The organism is Myxococcus sp. AS-1-15 (genome assembly GCF_020037055.1).
Lineage (GTDB): Bacteria > Myxococcota > Myxococcia > Myxococcales > Myxococcaceae > Myxococcus > Myxococcus fulvus.
This window is the reverse complement of record NZ_JAIQDF010000015.1, coordinates 266,859-285,464: the sequence shown is the minus strand read 5'-3', so window position 1 is coordinate 285,464 and position 18,606 is coordinate 266,859. Positions and strand designations below refer to the sequence as shown.

Sequence of the window (18,606 nt, the reverse complement as noted above, 5' to 3'; positions counted from 1 at the left end):
CATGGACGCTCTGTCCCCAGAAGAAGACAAGTCGAGAGTCTGCGGCTCAGCCATGCGCGCTCTCCTCTTGGTGCAACTTCATTACGTGCGGCGCATGCTGCGAATGGCGACGAAGCAACAACTCCCAGAGGGCCTCCGAGAGAATCTCCACTGCGGCCTCGCACTGTTGCTGCGGGGCGCGCCGGGTCACTACTCCGCCCATGGGTCGACCTCATCTACCTCTGCGGCAGCCATGTCTGCATTCACCTCCGGCTCGCCTCCCAACTTCTGGAGTGCGTACATCGTCCGCTTCTTGCGGTCCTGGTTCCGCACCACCACCCGCAAGTCCCCAAAGACTCTGTCCCTCGCCGTTTGCAGCGCTCGGCCCAGCCGGCTCTGCTGCGAGCGGGAGCCGCCCTCGCCTCGCACCTGAAGCATCAGCTCGTCCTTCTCGCACAGCTCGTTGAGGCTCGAGACGAGCACCTCCGCCGTGCCATGCGCTCCCCACCAGGCCTGGACGAATTCGCGCCAGGACTCCCCTTCGACGTCCGCATTCGCATAAAGCTCGTCGAGGTTGCCGAGGAAGCCCTCCACCCCAGCCACATTGAGAAGGCCGCCCATGACGGCCGCCCAGTGCTCGAAGGAGCCCAGCCGCTCGCGCCCCAGAGGCCTCCCCGCAGCAATCCACGCCTGCACGAGCGTCAGGGCCGCACGCACCAACTCGCTCCGGTGCTCCTTCACCCAGAGGATAATCGGGTCATGCTTGAAGCGACTTCGCGTCCAGGCCCTGTCCAGCTTGGGGTCGATGCGGATGCGCACGGAGCGACGGGCAATGTCCTTTGAAAGCTTCGGGTTGTTGCCGGTGAGCATCCACATGGCGGTATTGGGCAGCGTCAGCTTCTGCGTCTTGCCCAGGAGACGGTCCGTCCAGGAGGTACTCGTCAGCATGGCGGCGAGGGCCGCGGAGGAGAGCGTCGCCTTCTCATTGGCGTTGTCGAGGAGGATGAGGGGGCGCGCCAGGGCGAGCTCGGCGGTGAGCGTCTTTCGAATCTCCTCTTCATTCTCAGGCAAGGTGCCAATGGCGAACGCCCTGCCCGTCGCCACCCACGAGACGAGGTCGCACAAGAGGCCCTTGCCGGAGCCGACAGCGGGCGCCTCTACGACGTGGAGGGGGGTGCACCCCTCAATCATCCGCCGGACGAAGGGGAGGAGGACGGCGGCGAGGGCATGTGCCTTATCGCTGGGGTGGGCAAATGGGAAGTCCACGAAGACGTCGTCAGAGAAGAGGGCACGTGCGGCGGCAACCTCCTCGGGTGTCGGCCGCTCGGACACGGCGCCGAGGTGAAGCGCAGGAGCGGGCTCCAGCCAGAGTCTGTCCTCCGGGTGCAGCCCAGGCGTCAGGAGGAGCTTCCCGTCCTGTCCGAATACCGGCGTGGTAATGACAGCCTCCACTGAGGGAAGGCCCGGAGGCGGGTACGCGAGGAAGTCCCGCGCGACGTCTTTCGGCGGGAAGACGGAGTGCGGCCTGCCCTCGACTTCCGCTACCCACGTCGCCTCCCGGAGGAGGACTCCGTAGACGGCGGCCTCCGTCATCTCCGAGAGAATGGGCGCCTCCTTCTCGGGCTGCGCGAGTTGCACGAGGGCGTTGCCTCGCACAAAGAGTGGCGCCGCCTCGTTGGCGAAGCCCTGCGTGCTGGCAGCCCGCATGCGACGCGCATTCGCCTGCACCACCGCTTGGCGCGCCTCGGTGACAATGGCCCAAAGTTGGCGGTTGCCCACGTTGATTTCCGGGCGCGCGGCGGACGCACGGCGCTGCGCCATGGCCGCCGCCTCCTTCTCCGCCACCACCCCCTTGAGGTTGGCGTTGAGTGCCCGCCTCCGGAGGCCAAACTTCGCCGAAATGGCGTCCAGCACCACGTCGGCTCGGACTGCCGTGCATTGCTGCAATGAGGCCAGGAGGGGCGCCAGCGCCTTGTCCAAGTCTGCCTTGGGCGCACTCTCTGGAATGCCATCCAGCAGGTACTCCGGGTATGCCCTCGCGCGTCCGAGGACTTCGTGAAGCGTCGCGGCGCCCTGCGACGCGACAAGCGCGTTGACGTCCACCTTCTCGGTGCCCTGCGGACGTGGAAGCAGGGCGACGCACGCCTCTCGGCCCTCGGCCCAGAGGGCTGCGGCAGTCTCCCGCGCGCCCGCCTCTCCGGCGCCGCTGGCCTCGGCGTCATTGCAAATGACGACGCGCCTCGCGTCGCGCGTGAGCTTCAGCAGCCGAGGAATGTCCTGCTTGCGAAAGCGCGTCGTGGCGGGAGAGAGACAAGGAATGCCCGCCTGCATGGCGCTGATGCAGTCGGTGACGCCTTCCGTAATCAGCAGCGTGTCGGCCTTGCGTGCCGCGTCCTCGTTGTAGAAGTAGTCGTTGCGGACGGTGGGTGAGACGTAGGGGTGCCGCTCCGAATGGGTGAGGAGCTTCTTGTACTTCGCCTTCTCCCACTCTTCGTCGCCCGTATATTGCGTCGCGCGGGCGATGAAGTAGACGACGCGGCCATCCTTCCAATATGGGAAGACGAGGCGCTCCCGGAAGAAGTCCTCGACGTGGCCGCCCGGCAGTTGGACGAAGAGGCCCGTCTTGAGGGCCGCCTCGCGGCTCGCGCCCATACCCTCTCTCAGGTGCGCGAAGAGGCCGCCGTCTGCCCACCCCAGCTTGAAGCTGTCCACCACCTCGTCGGTGAAGCCGTAGTGCTGTTTGAAGGACTCCTCGCGAATGTTCGCGGGCAGGTGGCGGTGGTAGTAGTCGGCGGCGGCCGTGAGGAGTCGCTCGACGTCGCGGCGCTCCACCAGCGCCTCGAGCTCACGCGCGTGGGACTCGTCATGGGGCGCGGGCAGGGGAATGCCGGCGCGCCCTGCCAGTCGGAATACCGCCTCCTTGAAGTCAACCTTCTCCCTCTCCTGGACGAAGGTGAAGACGTCTCCCCCCAGGCTGCCGCCGTTGGAGAAGTCGTGCCACGTCTGCGTGGCGGGCCACACGACGAAGGAAGGCGTCTTCTCGGGGTGAAAGGGTGAGAGTCCCTTGAGGGTGCTGCCCGAAGGGCGCAACTCGACGTGGGCGCCGACGACGTCGGTTATGTCCGAGCGGCTCCGCACCTGCTCCACGAAGACGCGAAAGCTCATGGCGCAGGCACCTGGGGGCTGCGCCTCGCCGCCGCGGAGTCCAGCCCTCGACGCACAACGGGCTGACGCGCACGCCACGCCAGCATAGCGCCGGGCTGCATCTGCCCAATGACTGTTGGGAGGCCGAGGACATGAGAGGCAACGCGCCCCTCGTCCCCGCGGCTCGCGGAGAAGGAGTCCTGCATGGGTTTCTTTCCGGGGACGTGTAGACGTGCTGCCTCGCAGCACGCCCTCGCTTGGAGGCTCAATTCACCTCGGGCTGGCGCTCAGCAGTTTCGTTCCCAAAACGCCCGGTACTCGACGGCAACCGCTTCGACGAAGGTTTGCCACTCCTCGCCGCGCATGGCTGACACGTCCCCAACCTGCTGCATTCCGAGGTGGTGGTGGAGGAGGCGCTCCACCCTCTTGCGCGGCATGGTTTTCAGTACGTCAGAGAGGTACTGCACGAGGCGCGCGTTGGGTGGCCTTGCGCCCGCGTCGCCGCGGCGCGCCGCTTCGGCTTGCGTCGCCGCGTCCACCCGGAGCCTCGCCAAGTCGTGAAGCGGCAGCCCCTGGAAGGCCTGCTGCTGCTCCGGGGACAGGCGGCGCTCGGGCTGCAGGGAGTAGCGCGTCTGCCACCAGTCCTTCGCGGCCCCGTGACGCTGGACTTCAACAGCCCACGTCTCAAGCCCAAACGTGTGCCGCATGCGCAGGGCTTCCTTGAAGAAGGCAATCCCGTACTCCAGCACCTTCACCTCGCGCGTCTCGAAGAGGGCGACGTTGTGGGTGAATCGCAGCACGGGCTTGTGTCCCTCCACCTTCAGCCTCCGGGTGAAGGGGACGAACTTGTTGTCAATGAAAGCCACGTCGCGCGGGTGCGGCTCCCCGAGGAAGACGACGACGGCGCTGTCTCCGTCATTCTCCAGCTTCAGCCAGGCGTCCCCGGCCTCCTTGGGCTGCTTCGCCAACTCCTGCGTGCGGCAGTCCTCCCTCAAGGACTGGGCTGGGGCAGGGCTGGGCGTCTGGGTAACTGGCCTGGGGGAGTCGCTCTCGTCACGCATGTGTGCCTCGGGGCCGGAGGAGGTTGTGGCCGCTGCTGCTGAGAAGCCGCTCCGTCCCTGCAGGGACAAAGGCTCGGGGCCCGCAATCGGGGACATGCTGACGCGCCCGAATTTCCACCGGGGCCTCCGACTCGCCAGGTACTCAGGTTTTGCGGGAGTCCTGGTGGCTTGCCCGGCGTCCGGCAGCACCATGAGGAGGCTGCGGCGGGCCATCCCGCATGGAGGGGCGCTCCTTCATGAGGGCGGCGATGGCCTCTGCTGGGCGGGCCTCATGCCCCTGCCTTGGACACGGGCGGAGTTCCCACCTCCTCCATTCGGACGCCCACGCTGCGCTCCAAGGGAAGAGGCCACGAGCACTCCACGAGGGGCTGGCCTACGACTGCTCGGAACGAATGAGGAGTGCGTGGGCGAGGCAACCTTTGCGCCGAAGGGCCTGGACAGCCGCCTTCCCCAGAAGCCGCTCTCGCTCGAACCAGGGCAACCCCAGCAGGACGCACGGGGTGGTGCTCACCGGTGACGCGCAACCGGCGGCCCCAGCACGACGCGAGGGCAAATAGGACGATGAAGGCGGGGAACAGGAGAGTGAGTCGCCTCACCACCTACATTCTCCCCTCCGACTCTCGCATTCCTGCCGGACTGCCGGACTTCATGCCGGACTTCCCCCGCTGAAGTCCGGCACCAAAAATCGCTGTAACTGCGAGGGGTTAAACCATCCTGCCGGACTTGCCGGACTTCCTCCCCCGTCCCGCCCCTCTACGGGGAAATATTTTCTGCGCGCTTCCCTCCCAAAATATTTTCCCTCGCGTACGTAAAAGTGGCTTTGAAGTCCGGCAAGTCCGGCAGAGTGACTCAACCCCATGAAGTTGTTACGGAAATTACTGCCGGACTTCATGCCGGACTTCTGCCGGACTTTGGAGAAGTCCGGCGGCTGAAGTCGGGGTGTTGGTGCCTTGCTTCAACTGGAGGTACAGGGCGCCTGGGTGAGACCTCGGCACCTCCGGCTTCCCTGCCCTGGTTGCTCTGGACGCCAGGGACCGGCTCAACGGATCGCATCCGGGTCGGCCAACCAGCTCGCGACTCCTGCGCTCTCAGGACTGGCCACTTGCGCCCGGTTGCCCTTCGCCTGCGCGAGGAAGGCGGGGCAAGGGCGAGAACCGTTCAGGCTTCAGCGAAGCGGCCCTTTGACGCTCCTGAGCACCCGGGCTGCTTGAGCGGAGCTGGACTTCGATTCGCGCAGGTGCCCCACAGTAGAGGGCGGCCCATGACAGTTCGAAGGCGCGGCTGTCTCGGCGGCTGCGCGAAGCCCGAAGCTGTTCGTCCAGGTGGGCCCTGGGCCAGCGACACTCCCGCGCTCGGGACGATGCCCCTCCAGCAGGCTCTCTTCCCCCCACGCCCCCCTTTGGGGCGAATCCCAAGAAAGTGAACGGGCTTCATTCCCGAGCTTGTTCACTTTCAGGCCCGTTCACTTTCACCGGACCAAGCCCCACCAGGCCAGGCTCCGCCGTGGAGCTCACCTGGCGCGCGGAAGCACACGCCTGGCGCCGCAGGTCTCGTAGTTTCGCGGGGTTGGGGCGCCAAGCCACCAGGTGCTCGAGCACCGCGGTCCGAGTCCGAGCCTGAACTCGCGCCCGGAAGTACACTCCGTCCAGCGGGCCGGACTCCAGCGCGCCATTCACTTCCCCGGCCCACCTGCCCCCTCCCCGCTGGGGTCCGCTTGCCGCCCCTGGCCCCTAGCGCGCGCCCCCGATTCAGCCCCGCGCACCAACGCCTCCTCTGCGTGGCGCCCCGTTCGTGCGCGCGTGTCCTCCAGCGCTTCGGGCCGCAGGGCTTTGTGCTCTCCGTGAGGCCCACGACTCCCCGCGACCGCCCTCGAAGCACCGGCCCGCCGTCCCGCGCGCAGCTGGGCGCGCGTGCCGTTACCAGGGCCGAGCCGAATGGCCGAAAACAGGTAAAGGCGGCCATTCGGCGTCACGGACCCCACGCTGTTTCGCGCGCTTACGAGGCCTCATAAAGGGCCGAAGCGCCGAGGCCGATTGCCGCTTTCCGCTGGTTGGGGCCGCCTGCCGCGCACCCTCGCGGCCCAGCTCCTCCCCCGTCACCGTCACTGCCTGCCCCTGCCGGGCGCCACCATGCCTACCGACGACGCCAGCACGCCTACCCCGCCTACCCCTGACGCCAGGGTGGGGGGTGGTGCGTTTTTTCGTGCGGGCCTCGCCGCCGGGGCGTGTACCTGGGGCCCTTTTCGAGAGAGTCACCTCTGAAAAAGTGAACACCCCGCGCCTGTTCATTTGCACCCGGTAAGTGAACGCCTCGCGCTGTTCACTTTCGCCGGCCGTGCCTGGGGCAGCCCGCGCGATCTCCGCGCACAACTGCCCTCACCGCCTCCGCGCGGCACCCCGGCCCAGCCAGGGGCTCTCGCGGGCGCTCAGCGCGGAGGCGGCATTCCCCATCAGCAGGGCAAGTCCTGCGTCACGCGCACCAGCTCGTCGTCCGAGGGGTGCGTGTAGATGACCGTGGAGTCGATGCTGCGCTGCCGCGCGAAGCGCTGGGTGAGGCGAATGTCCTTCGTCCGCCGGTACACCCCGGTGCACGCGGTGTGGCGCACGGCGTGGAAGTTGAGGTGCCGCTCCAGGCCCGCGCGCTGCTGCCACACCGCGAAGCCATGGCGCACCTGCCGCGTGGAAAGGCGCAGGCCCTTGCGGCTCAGGAAGAGCGGAGCCTGGGGGCCCACGTCGTGCCCCAGCGAGCGCTTCAGGCGCAACAACTTCTCCAGCTTCGCGCGCACCGTGTCCGAGAAGACGACTTCCTGGGGGCCCGGGTGCCGGCGGCAACCCTTGAAGACGCGCAGCGGTACGTGCCGGCGTGCGCGTCCGCGCTCGTCGAAGATGTCGCCGACGTTGAGGGCCACCAGCTCGTGCTCGCGCAGGCCCGATGCCAGCGCGAGGCTGTAGAGGCAGTGGTCCCTGAATCCCTCCTTGTGCAACCCCGTGGTGCGCAGCAGCAACGCCACCTCCTTCTCCGTGAGAGTGCGGGGTGCGCGCGCGACAGCAGCATAGGCAGACATGGAGACTCCTTCGTGAAGAGGACGCGGCCATGCACGCTCTGTCGCCCCCACAAGACAAGTCATTAACCACGCTGCGCATTCTTGAGTCGGGCCCCGCGCGGCCTCGGCGTTTCCCCGAAAGGAGTCGCTGTGCATCCGCTGGCCCATTTCAACTTCGAGACACACCGCATCCGTGTCTCCATGGACGAGCGGGGTGAGCCATGGTTCGTCGCCGCCGACGTCTGCGCGGCCCTCGGCATCGCCAACAGCCGGGACGCCCTGAGCCACCTGGAGGCGATGAAAGGGGTGTCGGCCCTACCACCCCCCTGGCGCTCTCCAGAGCCATGGTTAAAGACGTCGCAGCTGACCTTGAGCATCGTATGTCCAGCCCCCCATACGGACGCTTGGCCAGAGGACGAGGTCGATACGCACGTGGTGCGTACCAAGGAAGGCGGCTCAAACGGTACCCATCATCAACACCATGCATGATTACGACCACCTCGTCGCGACGTACTGGCTCGGCGCGTACACCGCTCTCGCGTGAGGACTCGAACGGCCCTCTACGAAATCACCTCGACTGAAGTCCTGCAGCGCGGCATCAGGTGCGGCAGAGACAACCGCCTTGCCCTCGACCCTCAGGAGGTGGGCGTCGCCCGGCGAGGGGACGCGGATGACAGCCTCGTCCAACTGCCCCCCTGCCCCGCCTGCCGATCCACCGAGTTCCTCACCCGCGCAGCCGAGCGCGAGCCGGGGCACCCCGTCCCAGGCAGCTTCGGGCACCTGCACCGGCTCCTCGTCGCCCACCTCCATGCCGAGCTGGTCCAGCGCGGGCGCCTGCACACGGTGCTCAAGCCCAAGGGGGGCAGCGCCGGCAAGGTGCTGATGCGGCCCCTTTCTCAGGAGGCTCGCGAGCGCTGGCTCCCCCAGGGCCTCCGAATCGCGGTCCCCGCCGACGAGCAGCCCCGCGCCCCTGAAGAGTCCAGTCAATAGACATACACTGTCGGCAAAACAGTCCCTCGCGCCGCGATGCCCCGGGGCGTCGCGAATCCCTCGTTCCTCGACTTGCTATGTCCCCAAGACAGAGCGTGTATGTCTTCACGCGCCGCCTACTGCGCGCCAGGGAGACACGCATGTTTATCGGCACTGACACCACCTACATCGGCAATGAAATCCCCGGGCTCCGGGGGCAGAGGGTCCGCATCTTCGCGGTGTTGCGAGGCAGCCTCCGCCCCGACGCCAACCCGGACGCGGACGACTACTACGTGAATGACAACGAAAAGCTGGCGCGCCTCGGGGGTGTAACGGCCGAGGACTGCATCGACGCGGCTCCCATTCACCCGGACGGAACCACCTCCTTCGTGCATGTCGACCCGCGCGCCATCGATTTGGAGTGCTTCGCGCACCTGAGCAAGCCCAACGAACAATGACTTGTCATACGCGCAAAACAGAGCGCGTATGTCTCACGCGCGCCTCCGAAAGCGTACGAAAAGACGAAACAATGACACCCCGCAAGCCCCGCCCCGCCACCGCCGCGAAGCCCACCCGGGCGCCCGAAGAAGTCCTTGAGCGCATTGCACGCCAATCGCTCAACATCGAAACCCTGAAGACACGCAACAGCGACAGCCTCGACTTCCACGACGTGGCGGTGTGGGGCCTGAAGGAGGCCCTCGAAGCGGCCTATCAGGCCGGCCTGAGCGCCGCCAACAGCGCCCGCAGCAAGTAGCACCTCCTCTCACCACCCACGCCCCGCCCAGCGGGGCACCAGCGCATGAGGGACACCGGGCCGCCCTCGTGAACGGCAGACGTGTACCCACGGCCCGGAAAGGAAAACAGCACCATGTCCCGCACCACCGCCCCGAAGAAGAAGCTGGAGTCCATGAACCTGACGGAGCTGCGCGCCCGCTACCGCGAAGTGGTGGGCGAGGAGACGCGCAGCCCGAACAAGAAGTTCCTCATCCGCCGCATCGAGGAGTCTCTCGCCGCCAAGAAGCGGCGCAGCCCCTCCCGCCGGGCGACGGCCACCGCCCCCAGCGCGCCTCCGGCGCCTGCCGCACAGCCCCCCACGTCGGTCGAGGGCACGCAGTCTGCCAACCAGCGCGGGCGCTTCGCCGGCATGTCGCTGGAAGCGTTGCAGGCGAAGTACCGCGAAGTCGTGGGGCGCCCGACGGGCAGCAGCGACATCCCTTATGTGGAGCCCGTCGATATGTGGAGTTGCGTCTCCGCGAGGCGTGTTCTCCCTCGGAGCGCGACGCGGATGACTCCACATAATCGTGCCGCGTTCAGCGGTGGAATAACCTTGAGGTTCCTGCGCCCGGAAGCCTGTATGGCGACGGGCGCTGCTTCATGGCGCTCACAAGGAGAGCGAGCATGAGCAAGGTCAAGATGAACGAGGAGTCCCTCAAGGCGTTGCGGCTGCCGGAGCTGCAGGCGAAGTACGCCGAGGTCGTCGGCGAGCCGACGCGCACGCCGAACAAGGCGTGGTTGGTTCGCAAGATTCTCCAGGCTGCGAAGGCGCGCACGGTGACGGCGAAGAAGAAGTCGACCGCGCCGAAGACGATCACGTCGACGAAGGGGCTGTCGGTCGAGGAACTGAAGGCGCGGCACCAAGAGATCATCGGGAGGCCCACGGGCTCGACCGATGTCGCGTATTTGCGATGGCGGTTGCGGCAGGCCGAGCGCGGCTTGCTCCGCGTCGGCTCCGAACCGCGTGTGGCTCACGGTGACGATGACATCTTGGTGCTGCCGCTGCGGATGCCCGCGCCCGTCGTCGAGCGCGTGGACGACGCCCGGCGACGGCTCGGTCTGTCGAGCCGCGCCGAGCTGTTTCGTCGTGCGCTGCACCGCTACTTCGTCGAGTCCGGGGAGCGCGAGGTCGCCGACTTTCTCCTACTGCGCGGCGATGGCGGCACCGGCGCGGGCGCCGTTCCCATGAGCGAGGCGAGGAGCTGATCGGGCGGGCTGAAGTTGCCCTTGCGCAGCGTGGGCAACTTCACCGCGTCGAGCGCCTCCAGCTTCTCGGTCGGGTCGGCCTGCAAGTAGATCTCGGTCGTCTGCTGGCTCGCGTGACCGAGCCAGAGGGAGACCTTCCGAATGTCGCCGGTCGCTTGCAGCAGCGTCATCGCGCACGTGTGACGGAGCACATGAGGAGACACGCGGCGCTTGGCGATCGACGGGCACTTTATCGTCGCGGTCTCGACGTGCTTCTTGAGGACGTAGTCGCAGCCCCATCGAGAGAGCGTCCCGCCACGCGCGTTGAGGAAGACCTCAGGCACGAGCGTGTCGCCGCGCACAGCGAGCCACGCACGCACGGCATCCGCGACCTCCCTCCACAAGGTGAGGCCGCGCTGCTTGCGACCTTTGCCTCGCACACGCAGCTCCAAGTACGCGCCGTCGAACGTCAGCTCGTCGAGGCGCAGCCCGATGATCTCCGAGACGCGGAGTCCACCTGCGGTGCCCATCAGCAAGATCGCGCGGTCGCGAATGCCCAGACGCGTCGTCGGGTCGGGCGCGTCGAGCAGCGCCTTCTCCTCGGCGCGGTCGATGTGGCGCACGAGCATGGTGTCGGTGCGCTGCATCGGGATCGCCAGCACGCGGCGGACCTGCTCGATCGCCGAAGGGACGCGGTACTCGACGAAGCGCATGAACGACTTGATAGCGACGAGCCGCGAGTTGCGCGTGCGCGCGCTGTTTCCTCGCTCGGCTTGGAGGTGCGCGAGGAACTCGAGGAGCAACGGCGCATCGAGCTGCTCCAGCGTCAGCGCCGAGGGAGCCACGCCAAGCCGCTTCGTCGTGAACGCGAAGAGCAGCTTGAACGTGTACGCATATGCGTCGACGGTGTGCCTGCTGGCTTGGCGCTCCTGCGGGAGCCGCTCGCGCAGGTAGGCCGTCAGATGGGGCGCCAGGAGCGTCATCGTGCGCCTCCGTTTCCAAGGGACTCGCGCACGCGATCGGCGATTCCGCGCATCAAGCGCGGCGTCGCCTGCAAGTACCAGTACGTGTCGGTCACGTGCGAGTGCCCGAGGTAGGTCGTGAGCGCGAGCATGTGCTGGGTGACGCGCTCGCGGCCCTCGGGACAGGCTTCGAGCGCACGCACCGCAAAGGTGTGCCGGATGTCGTGGATGCGAGGAGCACGGCCGTTGGCCTTCTTGACGTCGGCGACTTCGAGCATCTTCTTGAACATCGGGCGAACGCTGTTGTGGGCGAGACGACCACCGCGAAAGCCAACGAAGAGGCTCGGCGTCGTCTTCGCAGCGCGGCGGCGCTCGATGTATCGGGCAAGGCCCTGTCGTGCGGTCTCGTGCAGCGGGACGAGGCGGGTCTTCTTGAACTTCGTCTGACGGATCAGCAGGCCTTCAGGCTTCACGTCGTCGAGGTCAAGCGCAAGCGCCTCCGAGATCCGAAGCCCCGTCGCGAACATCAGGGCGAAGAAGCTCTGCGCCGTCAGCACTCGCATCGACTCAGGCGGACCAAGTGCCGTCGTCGCCGCGAGGAGCCGACGAGCCTCGTCGTCGGTGTAGATGTGAGGCACCAACTGGCGGGGCACGGCGGGGAACACGCGACTGCTCGAACCTCGTGGCGAGGGTCTTCCGCGCGCACGTGGCGGGCGAAGAGCGCAACGGCTTGGAGACGATGGTGGCGCACTCCGGCCGTGTTTCCCTTGGCGGCCCAGTCGATCGCGGTCGCCGCGAGCACATGGGACTCACCACGTTCCTTCCCGAACGCTGCGAAGTCGTTGAGCATGCGCTCCGGAGCATGGAGCTCGAAGCCGAGGGCTCGACGAGCCGCGAGGTAGTCATCGACGAGCGGCTTCAGCACGGCGACACCTCCGCGAACCAGGGCCGCAGGAACGTCTGCATCTCGGGCGTCGGTGTGCTCGGCGGCTTTGGTGACGGGGACGGCGCATCGCTGGACAACCAGGGCTGTGCGACCTGCGTGAGCAGACGCTCGTCGACGCGCGCGTAGATGACCGTCGTGTCGATCGACCGATGGCGCAGGATGGAGGCGATGCCGTCGAGCGAAGCTCCCTCGCGCAGCATCGAGGTCGCGGCCGAATGACGAAGGAGGTGCGATCCGAAGGACGGCGCGTCGACGCCAGCACGAAGGATCGCCCGCTCGACGAGCTGCGAGATCGTCGAGTTGTTTCGAATAGGCGCCCAGGGCGCGCGCGCCGTCAGGAACAGGTGCTTCTCGACGATGCGAGGTCGCCCCTTGTCGATGTACGCCAGCAGAGCGTCACCGACCTCCTGCGGCAGAGGAAGCCTCGACTCGTGGCGCCCCTTGCCGACCAGGCGAATTGTCGCCGCCTTCCAGTCCACGTCGACGAGTCGGAGCCTGAGCACATCATCCGCGCGAAGACCGAGACGCGCGAGCAGCAACATCACGGCACGATCGCGAAGACCCGTCGCCGTGCTGACGTCGCAGGTGGCCAGCAGCTTCTCGACGTCCTCCGACGACAGGTGCTTCGGCAACGTCGTCTGCGACCACTGGGCCGGGCGCGGGATGCCGTCGGCGAGATCGATGCTGCAATGCCCTCGCACCGCGAGCTGTCGGAGAAACGACCTCGTCGCCGTGGCGACCTGCTCCGCCGTTGCATCGCCGTGTCCCTCCGAGAGCGCGACGACGGCCTTTCGCAGCGCGTGGCTCGTGTACGTGCTCGGCTCGTTGCCGACACGGGAGAGCAGGCGTCGAACGACGCGCGAGAACGCCTTGATGGTCTGCTCACTCGCTCCGCGCTGGCTCCGCATCCACGTCACGAAGTCGGTGACGAGCGGATCGTCGACGACGGTCAGGGGCGGACGTGCGACCACCCCAACGTCCTGAAGGTAGCGACGGAACACCCGCACCCGCGCGAGGGCACGCTCATGGCTGCCGACGCGCTCGTCGTAGCAATCGCAGGCCGGGAAGTGCCCGACGAAGGACGAGCTCACTTCCTCGTCGAGCGCACTCAGCGGCACGCCGCGTGGATCCATCCAGCGTCCGAGGTGAACAGCGTGGCGGAGGCACGAGCCTCCTGCCTGGAACGAGTACCCCTGCGCGAGCAGCGACGTGGCGAACCCGTCGAGGTGCGAGCCCACGGGGCTCGCGCGAAAGCGCTCCAAGACGAAGCGCTTTTCGAAGAACGTCTCCAACATGTTGTCTCCTTGGTGCTCGACCGGGAGGAGCCCCGGTCGCCGGAGACAACGGCGCGATTATGTGGAGTTGTCGAGCCGCTCCGCGCGCTCAAGTTGCTGAACTTCCACGGCTTCAGGCGGCAACCCGCACCCGACTCCACATATCGACGGGCTCCACATAAGCGACGTTATGGGGAGCACACCATAACGTCTCCTACCTCAAGTGGAAGATTCGGGAGGCGGAGGCCGGACGCGTGCCGGTGGGTCCCCGTCCCGAGCGCGAGGTGAAGGTGCGCGAGGACGGCAAGCGCGTCATCCCCCTCTCCTTCGACGCGGAGGACTTGGCGGCCCTGGACAAGGCCTGGCGCGACGCGGGCATCCCGAGCCGGACTCGTTTCTTCATGCGCGCGGTCCACCGAGAACTCACGGCCATGGGCGCCACCGAAGCCGCCGCGCGCTTCGCCCCGAAAGAGGAGGAGTGAGGCCCGCATCCACTCGCCCCAGCAGGACAGCGAATAGGCCGAGAGGCCCTCCCAACCCGGACGCGCTCCGCCCCGCCGTCCACACGCGAGGCGGGCGCCAACATCGCCGTGAAGTGAAACACCGCCCGAGACCTTCGACCGGCCCCTCCTTCAACGCAGTCCCCACGGGAACAACATGAAGACACGCGAAGAATTGGAAACGATGACCGTCAAGAAACTGCGCCGCTACGTCATCGACACCGGAAACAGCTTCCCCTACTTGGGGGAAACCAAGAAGGCCAAGATCATCGACAAGCTCATGAAGATTCGAGCAGAGCGGGAGGACACGAAGCCCACGCCGACCGCCAAGGGTGCAACCTAGCCGCAGCCCCTCGCCATTCGAGGGCCTTGCCGGGCTGCGACAGGCACGTCCGGCAAGCCACTCGAAGCGGCCGAAATAGGCCCCAAGCGCGCACGCCCAGCCTCACCACCAGACACACGCTCCATCGGGAACAGCGCCCCAGCCAAACGCCAACGCCCCGCCACAGAACATACACCCCAAAGACAGCAGAGAGGACTTGATACACCCGCCCACAAGAGCGTGTATGCCCCTCGCGACGGGCACAAAAAAGCACCGCGCAATCCCACAGGAATACCGACCATGAGCGCGACGGCCATCCCTTTTCACGTTATCCCGATGAAGGTGATTGACTTCAGCAACGCCAAGCTGAGCCTCGACCTCGGCAAAAGCCGGTACGGCACGGCCCAGCCCCAACTGGACATCTTCCTTCCGCCCAGCGCAACCCACCGGCAGATGAGCGCGTTGCTCCACGCCTTCGCCGCCAGCCTGGAGCTGAGCACCCCCGCCAGCGAGCGGTGGATCGTGCAGAGCGAGCGCCTCTCGGAGCCGAACCATGGCCGCATCTACCTGGAGCTGGCCGAGGGGGACCATGCCGAGGCCATGCGCGGGATGATGCTCCTCAACACCCTGCTGGGCTGAGCGGAGAGGTCAGCGGGAGTCCGCGCCGCAGCACCGCGCAGGTTTCCCCGTCCATCCTCACCCAGTCAATCACACACACTGGAATTCCCCCACCAGCCGCAACCCAAGCGCCTGAAACACGCGCCACCCGTCGAGAGCGGACGAGAAACCCCGCATATTCTCGCGAATACTCCAGACGCCCAAATCCGCCCTTCCGGCCGTCGAAGTGGACTTGCTTCATTCGCATACAAGAGCGTGTATGTGTTTCGCAACGGGCGCCACAGCCCCGCGCGAACGCGAGAGGCAAACTCCATGAAGACGCTCCGGTTTGGAATTGAGATTGAGACGGTTGGCGCCAGCCGCCAGAAGCTGGCCCACGCGATTCAGGGCGCGGTGGGCGGGCACGTTTCCGGCGACTACCGGGGCTGGCAGGTGATGGACTCCCAGGGCCGCGCCTGGAAGGTGGTGCCGGACGGCTCGCTGAGCGGGGGCGAGTACAGCGGCGAAATCGTCTCCCCCATCCTCACCTACCAGGACCTGGAAGCCTTACAGCAGGTGGTGCGCGCCGCTCGCGAGGCCGGCGCCCGCGCCGACGCTTCCACCGGGGGCCTCATCCACGTCGATGGCAGCCGCTTCGACGCCAAGGGCGTCACCAACCTCGTCAAAATGGTGCACAAGCAGGAGCGCCTCCTGGAGACCGCCCTCGGGGTGAGCGCCGCGCGGCTGAACCGCTTCTGCAAGCCCATCGACGGGGCCTTCCTCCAGCGGCTGGAGGCCCGGCGCCCGCGCACCCTCCAGGACGTGAATGAGGCTTGGTACGGGCGCCGCAACCTCGCCCCGCAGCGCTACGACTCCAGCCGCTACCACGGCCTCAACCTCAACAGCCTCTTCTTCCGGGGCACGATTGAATTCCGATACTTCAACGGCTCGGTGCACGCGGGCGAGGTGAAGGCCTACGTCCAACTGGTGTTGGCCCTCGCCGCCCGCGCCCTGGCCTCGAAGGCCGCCTCCAGCAAGCGCCGCGACTTCAACCCCGCCACCGCGAAGTACGACTTCCGGGTGTTCTTGCTCCACCTGGGCCTGATTGGAGAGGAGTTCAAAACGGCGCGCCTGCACCTTCTCAAGCACCTGGAAGGCAGCGCCGCCTGGAAGGGCCAGCGTCGCGACGGGCGCGGGCCGGGTGGGGAAGGCACGCCCGGCAGCGAAGGCGCGCAGGGCGGCAGCGGCAGCGCCCAGGGCGGCACGAACGAGGCCCTGGCGGCCGCCTGAAGCGGACTCAACGCCGGGGCCCTTCGGGGCCCTGGTTGGCACTGACAACGGCGGGCCGCGCGCCTGCCACCCACGGGAGAATCCCCATGCTCTACTTCGCCTACGGCTCCAACCTCGACAGGGCCCAAATGCGCGTGCGCTGCCCCAACGCCACTGTCGAAGCCCGGGCCACTCTCTCCGGCCACACCCTGGTGTTCGGCGGATACAGCCGCCGCTGGGGCGGGGCCGTCGCCAGCCTCCAGCGGGTGCGCGGCGCCCACGTCGAGGGACTGCTGTACCGCCTCACTCCCGAGGACCTGCGGGCCCTCGACATCTTCGAGGGCCACCCCTTCGCGTACCGGCGCGCCATCCGGCTGGTGATGGACAGAGCTGGCCTGCGCCGCCGCGCGCTGGTGTACCTCCAGCCCGAGACTGGCTTCGAGGCCTGGCCGCCCGCTGGCCGCTACTTCCGCGTCCTCTGGCACGCCTACGGGCGCCTGGGCTTCAACCGCGCCGCGCTCGCGGGCGCCCTCGGAGGTGTGGCGTGACGCGCGCGTCGACATCGACACGCGTTTTCGTCTACGGAACGCTGCTGTCCGGCGAGCCCAATCACCGCCTCCTGCGCGGCGCACGCCTCATCGGCCCCGCGCGGACGCGTCCGCGTTTCACGCTTCACGACTACGGGCCCTTCCCCGCTCTCGCCTCCGGCGGCAAACACGCCATCGAGGGCGAAGTGTACGAAGTCGACGCGCTCATGCTGGCGGCGCTCGACAGGCTCGAGGGGCACCCTCGCTTCTACGAGCGCACGCCCATTGCCCTCGACGGTGCCGGCCGCGTCGAGGCATACCTGTTTCCCAAGGGGCGGTTGGCTGGCCGCCCCATCATCGAGTCCGGTTGCTGGCGCACTCACCTGAAGGAGAAGAAGTCATGATGATCATCATGCGCGACGGACGTGTCTTCGAGGGCACGGCCGTCCAAATCGTGAAGGGAATGCAGGACATCGCCTTCGGCGTGGAGCGCCTTTCCATTCCCGAGTACATCGACTGGGTGGTTGCCAATACCCAGCGTTTCGAGTCCGTCGCGCTGCGCGTGCAGGGCGCAACCGCCGAGGAGAAGGCCGCGTCACTCGTGGATGAAATGCTGCGCGAGGGCCTGGCGACGCGAGGGTGAGCCGGGCCGGTATGGCATGCCTCTCAGGGTATGCCCATGCGGCCCGGGCCCGTCCGCCTGCCGAAGCGCCCTGTTTCACCTGATGGTTCACGCACGTCCAGGAGGCGCGCCCCTCATGCGTGGTGCTCGCCACTGCGGAGGGGCAACTCTCTCGCCCCGCGAGTAACCCACTCCCGCAGTGCTTCCTGCTCCGGGGCGTGAGCGCACGCCGAGTCATTCGCCTCCACCAGAGCCTCAACGCATCCTCGGCGCCCAGCGCGTGCAGCGCCGCGGCCTCTGCCGTTCGGTACTCCGCCTTCGCCCTGGCCATCCGCGTCCGCGATTCGGCACTCCCGTCCATTGTCGCGTACGCTCGCTGCAACGCCACCTCCACCCGCCGCAGTGCTTCTGCGAGGGCCTCCCGCTCGCTCATCGTCATCCGCACTCCCCATAGCACGCGACGTGCCAGTTCGACGGGCGACGCATGCCAACAACCATTTCCGTGAGGTCGCTTCGTATTGTCACCAGAGGCGGGCGCTCCCTTCCTCCACTCAAGCACTGCTCGACTACGACACATGCCCAGAGGATGGTAATCATTACCCGCCGTCCCAACGCGCATTCGCCCCGAATACACAGCAATGCGAGCAAAGCCACACATGCCCAAAATCCCACGCACTCCTGCTTCGAAGGCTCACGGCACATCCTCTTCCACGAGGGAGCCGCTCCGCTCGTCCGCTCCGAAGCCCACGGGCTCTCTTGAGTCGGCCTTCCGCTCCGCCCTTGATGAGGAGTTGGCGCGCCCACTCGCCAGCCTCGTCGCGAGACTGGCCGGGGTGGCGAGGCGCCTCGCCCCGGAGCCCCAGCAGGAAGTGTCGAGCCAGCGCCCAGGCCCCGACGCGAGGCGTCCTCCCCCTACGCAACAGCAGCGCCGGCCCCCGCTCCCGCCTCCCGCGCAACAACAGCACCGGCCTCCGCTCCCGCCTCCCACGCCTACAGCCAGGGCATGCGCCGTCATCGGCTGCAAGCGCCCCCACCGCAGCCAGGGCTACTGCGGGGCGCACTACCAGAAGCGGCGCCTCATGTTGGCCACGGGGCGCCTGCACGCCGCATGGGTGGAGGACGCCGCGCCCCACAGCATCCCCGAAGTCATCCTGCCGCGCGGGCGCAGGCCCAGGGCTGACGCCGCGCCTGCTACGCCGGCTCCCGCCGTCACCCCTGCCCCTCGCATGTGGGTGCGCAAGAAGGGGGCAACGGGGGCGGACGGCGCCGCCGGCCCTGGGGCGCCCACGCCAGCCGGGCAACCCAACGCGAGTTCGGAGCAGGAGCGCGCCAAGGCCACCGTCCAGCGCTGGGCCAGCGAGTTCCGCTCGGGGAAGCGGCGCGCCTGAAGCGGCCCCGTCCGCGCCAGGCCCCCTCCTGCCCCAGGAGGGGC

General features: G+C 67.5%; 19 protein-coding genes and 2 pseudogenes. 14 read left to right on the top strand and 7 right to left on the bottom strand.

Translation table 11 applies throughout. From position 1 onward, the window contains the following. Positions 1 to 189 precede the first annotated feature (189 nt). From K8625_RS33775 to K8625_RS33760, 4 genes and pseudogenes are all read right to left on the bottom strand, one after another. On the bottom strand, positions 190 to 2,811 hold the full coding sequence (locus tag K8625_RS33775) for a hypothetical protein (protein ID WP_223785006.1): 2,622 nt from the start codon (positions 2,809 to 2,811) through the stop codon (positions 190 to 192). Between the two features lie 102 nt (positions 2,812 to 2,913). Further along, positions 2,914 to 3,144 (bottom strand): annotated as a pseudogene (locus K8625_RS44665) (CHC2 zinc finger domain-containing protein); the annotation flags it as partial. Between the two features lie 266 nt (positions 3,145 to 3,410). Then, on the bottom strand, positions 3,411 to 4,091 hold the full coding sequence (locus K8625_RS33765) for a hypothetical protein (protein ID WP_223738441.1): 681 nt from the start codon (positions 4,089 to 4,091) through the stop codon (positions 3,411 to 3,413). Between the two features lie 2,542 nt (positions 4,092 to 6,633). Further along, the gene (locus K8625_RS33760) at positions 6,634 to 7,248 is read right to left on the bottom strand and encodes a tyrosine-type recombinase/integrase (RefSeq protein WP_141648973.1); all 615 of its coding nucleotides are present in this window, start codon (positions 7,246 to 7,248) and stop codon (positions 6,634 to 6,636) included. Between the two features lie 180 nt (positions 7,249 to 7,428). On the opposite strand from K8625_RS33760, the gene K8625_RS44660 reads away from it, so the two are divergent. From K8625_RS44660 to K8625_RS33730, 6 genes are all read left to right on the top strand, one after another. Beyond that, positions 7,429 to 7,716: a BRO family protein gene (locus tag K8625_RS44660; protein ID WP_141648983.1), complete on the top strand. Its 288-nt coding sequence runs from the start codon at positions 7,429 to 7,431 to the stop codon at positions 7,714 to 7,716. 51 nt (positions 7,717 to 7,767) lie between these two features. Continuing rightward, complete coding sequence (locus K8625_RS33750) at positions 7,768 to 8,217, top strand: hypothetical protein (protein ID WP_223784996.1); 450 nt, start codon at positions 7,768 to 7,770, stop codon at positions 8,215 to 8,217. A 140-nt stretch (positions 8,218 to 8,357) separates the two neighbouring features. Then, on the top strand, positions 8,358 to 8,654 hold the full coding sequence (locus K8625_RS33745; protein WP_223738440.1) for a hypothetical protein: 297 nt from the start codon (positions 8,358 to 8,360) through the stop codon (positions 8,652 to 8,654). Positions 8,655 to 8,725: 71 nt separating this feature from the next. Then, positions 8,726 to 8,950, top strand: coding sequence for a hypothetical protein (locus K8625_RS33740; protein WP_141648975.1), 225 nt, complete (start codon positions 8,726 to 8,728; stop codon positions 8,948 to 8,950). Between the two features lie 114 nt (positions 8,951 to 9,064). Next, positions 9,065 to 9,598 carry a hypothetical protein gene (locus K8625_RS33735; RefSeq protein WP_223784995.1) on the top strand — a complete coding sequence of 178 codons (534 nt, stop codon included), beginning with the start codon at positions 9,065 to 9,067 and terminating at the stop codon, positions 9,596 to 9,598. After that, positions 9,595 to 10,176, top strand: a complete 582-nt coding sequence (locus K8625_RS33730; protein ID WP_223784994.1) for a ribbon-helix-helix protein, CopG family — start codon at positions 9,595 to 9,597, stop codon at positions 10,174 to 10,176. The genes K8625_RS33735 and K8625_RS33730 overlap by 4 nt, the downstream gene beginning before the upstream one ends. On the opposite strand, the gene K8625_RS33725 is transcribed toward K8625_RS33730, so the two are convergent. The 3 genes from K8625_RS33725 to K8625_RS33715 all read right to left on the bottom strand — a co-directional run bounded on the left by K8625_RS33725 (position 10,071) and on the right by K8625_RS33715 (position 13,358). Continuing rightward, a complete protein-coding gene (locus tag K8625_RS33725; RefSeq protein ID WP_223784993.1) occupies positions 10,071 to 11,138 on the bottom strand; it encodes a tyrosine-type recombinase/integrase in 1,068 nt (355 codons plus the stop codon). The two genes, K8625_RS33730 and K8625_RS33725, sit on opposite strands and share 106 nt — an antisense overlap. Then, positions 11,135 to 11,782: a tyrosine-type recombinase/integrase gene (locus tag K8625_RS33720; protein WP_223784992.1), complete on the bottom strand. Its 648-nt coding sequence runs from the start codon at positions 11,780 to 11,782 to the stop codon at positions 11,135 to 11,137. Before K8625_RS33720 ends, K8625_RS33725 begins: the two co-directional genes overlap by 4 nt. Positions 11,783 to 12,035: 253 nt before the next feature. Beyond that, positions 12,036 to 13,358, bottom strand: coding sequence for a tyrosine-type recombinase/integrase (locus tag K8625_RS33715; protein ID WP_370642010.1), 1,323 nt, complete (start codon positions 13,356 to 13,358; stop codon positions 12,036 to 12,038). Between the two features lie 185 nt (positions 13,359 to 13,543). On the opposite strand from K8625_RS33715, the pseudogene K8625_RS44655 reads away from it, so the two are divergent. From K8625_RS44655 to K8625_RS33675, 8 genes and pseudogenes are all read left to right on the top strand, one after another. Next, positions 13,544 to 13,819, top strand: a pseudogene (locus tag K8625_RS44655) (DUF2924 domain-containing protein); the annotation flags it as partial. A gap of 175 nt (positions 13,820 to 13,994) precedes the next feature. Further along, complete coding sequence (locus K8625_RS33705) at positions 13,995 to 14,180, top strand: hypothetical protein (protein ID WP_223738438.1); 186 nt, start codon at positions 13,995 to 13,997, stop codon at positions 14,178 to 14,180. 279 nt (positions 14,181 to 14,459) lie between these two features. Further along, positions 14,460 to 14,798 (top strand): hypothetical protein, encoded by a 339-nt coding sequence (locus K8625_RS33700; RefSeq protein WP_141648405.1) that lies wholly within the window; start codon positions 14,460 to 14,462, stop codon positions 14,796 to 14,798. Positions 14,799 to 15,089: 291 nt separating this feature from the next. Next, positions 15,090 to 16,046: an amidoligase family protein gene (locus K8625_RS33695; protein ID WP_223784991.1), complete on the top strand. Its 957-nt coding sequence runs from the start codon at positions 15,090 to 15,092 to the stop codon at positions 16,044 to 16,046. 86 nt (positions 16,047 to 16,132) lie between these two features. Then, positions 16,133 to 16,573 carry a gamma-glutamylcyclotransferase family protein gene (locus K8625_RS33690; RefSeq protein WP_141647213.1) on the top strand — a complete coding sequence of 147 codons (441 nt, stop codon included), beginning with the start codon at positions 16,133 to 16,135 and terminating at the stop codon, positions 16,571 to 16,573. Beyond that, entirely contained in the window at positions 16,570 to 16,956 is a 387-nt protein-coding gene (locus K8625_RS33685) for a gamma-glutamylcyclotransferase (RefSeq protein ID WP_223738433.1), read from the top strand. Before K8625_RS33690 ends, K8625_RS33685 begins: the two co-directional genes overlap by 4 nt. A gap of 8 nt (positions 16,957 to 16,964) precedes the next feature. Further along, on the top strand, positions 16,965 to 17,195 hold the full coding sequence (locus K8625_RS33680; protein WP_223738810.1) for a hypothetical protein: 231 nt from the start codon (positions 16,965 to 16,967) through the stop codon (positions 17,193 to 17,195). Between the two features lie 1,058 nt (positions 17,196 to 18,253). Further along, a complete protein-coding gene (locus K8625_RS33675) occupies positions 18,254 to 18,562 on the top strand; it encodes a cell wall protein (protein WP_223738432.1) in 309 nt (102 codons plus the stop codon). Positions 18,563 to 18,606: the final 44 nt, after the last annotated feature.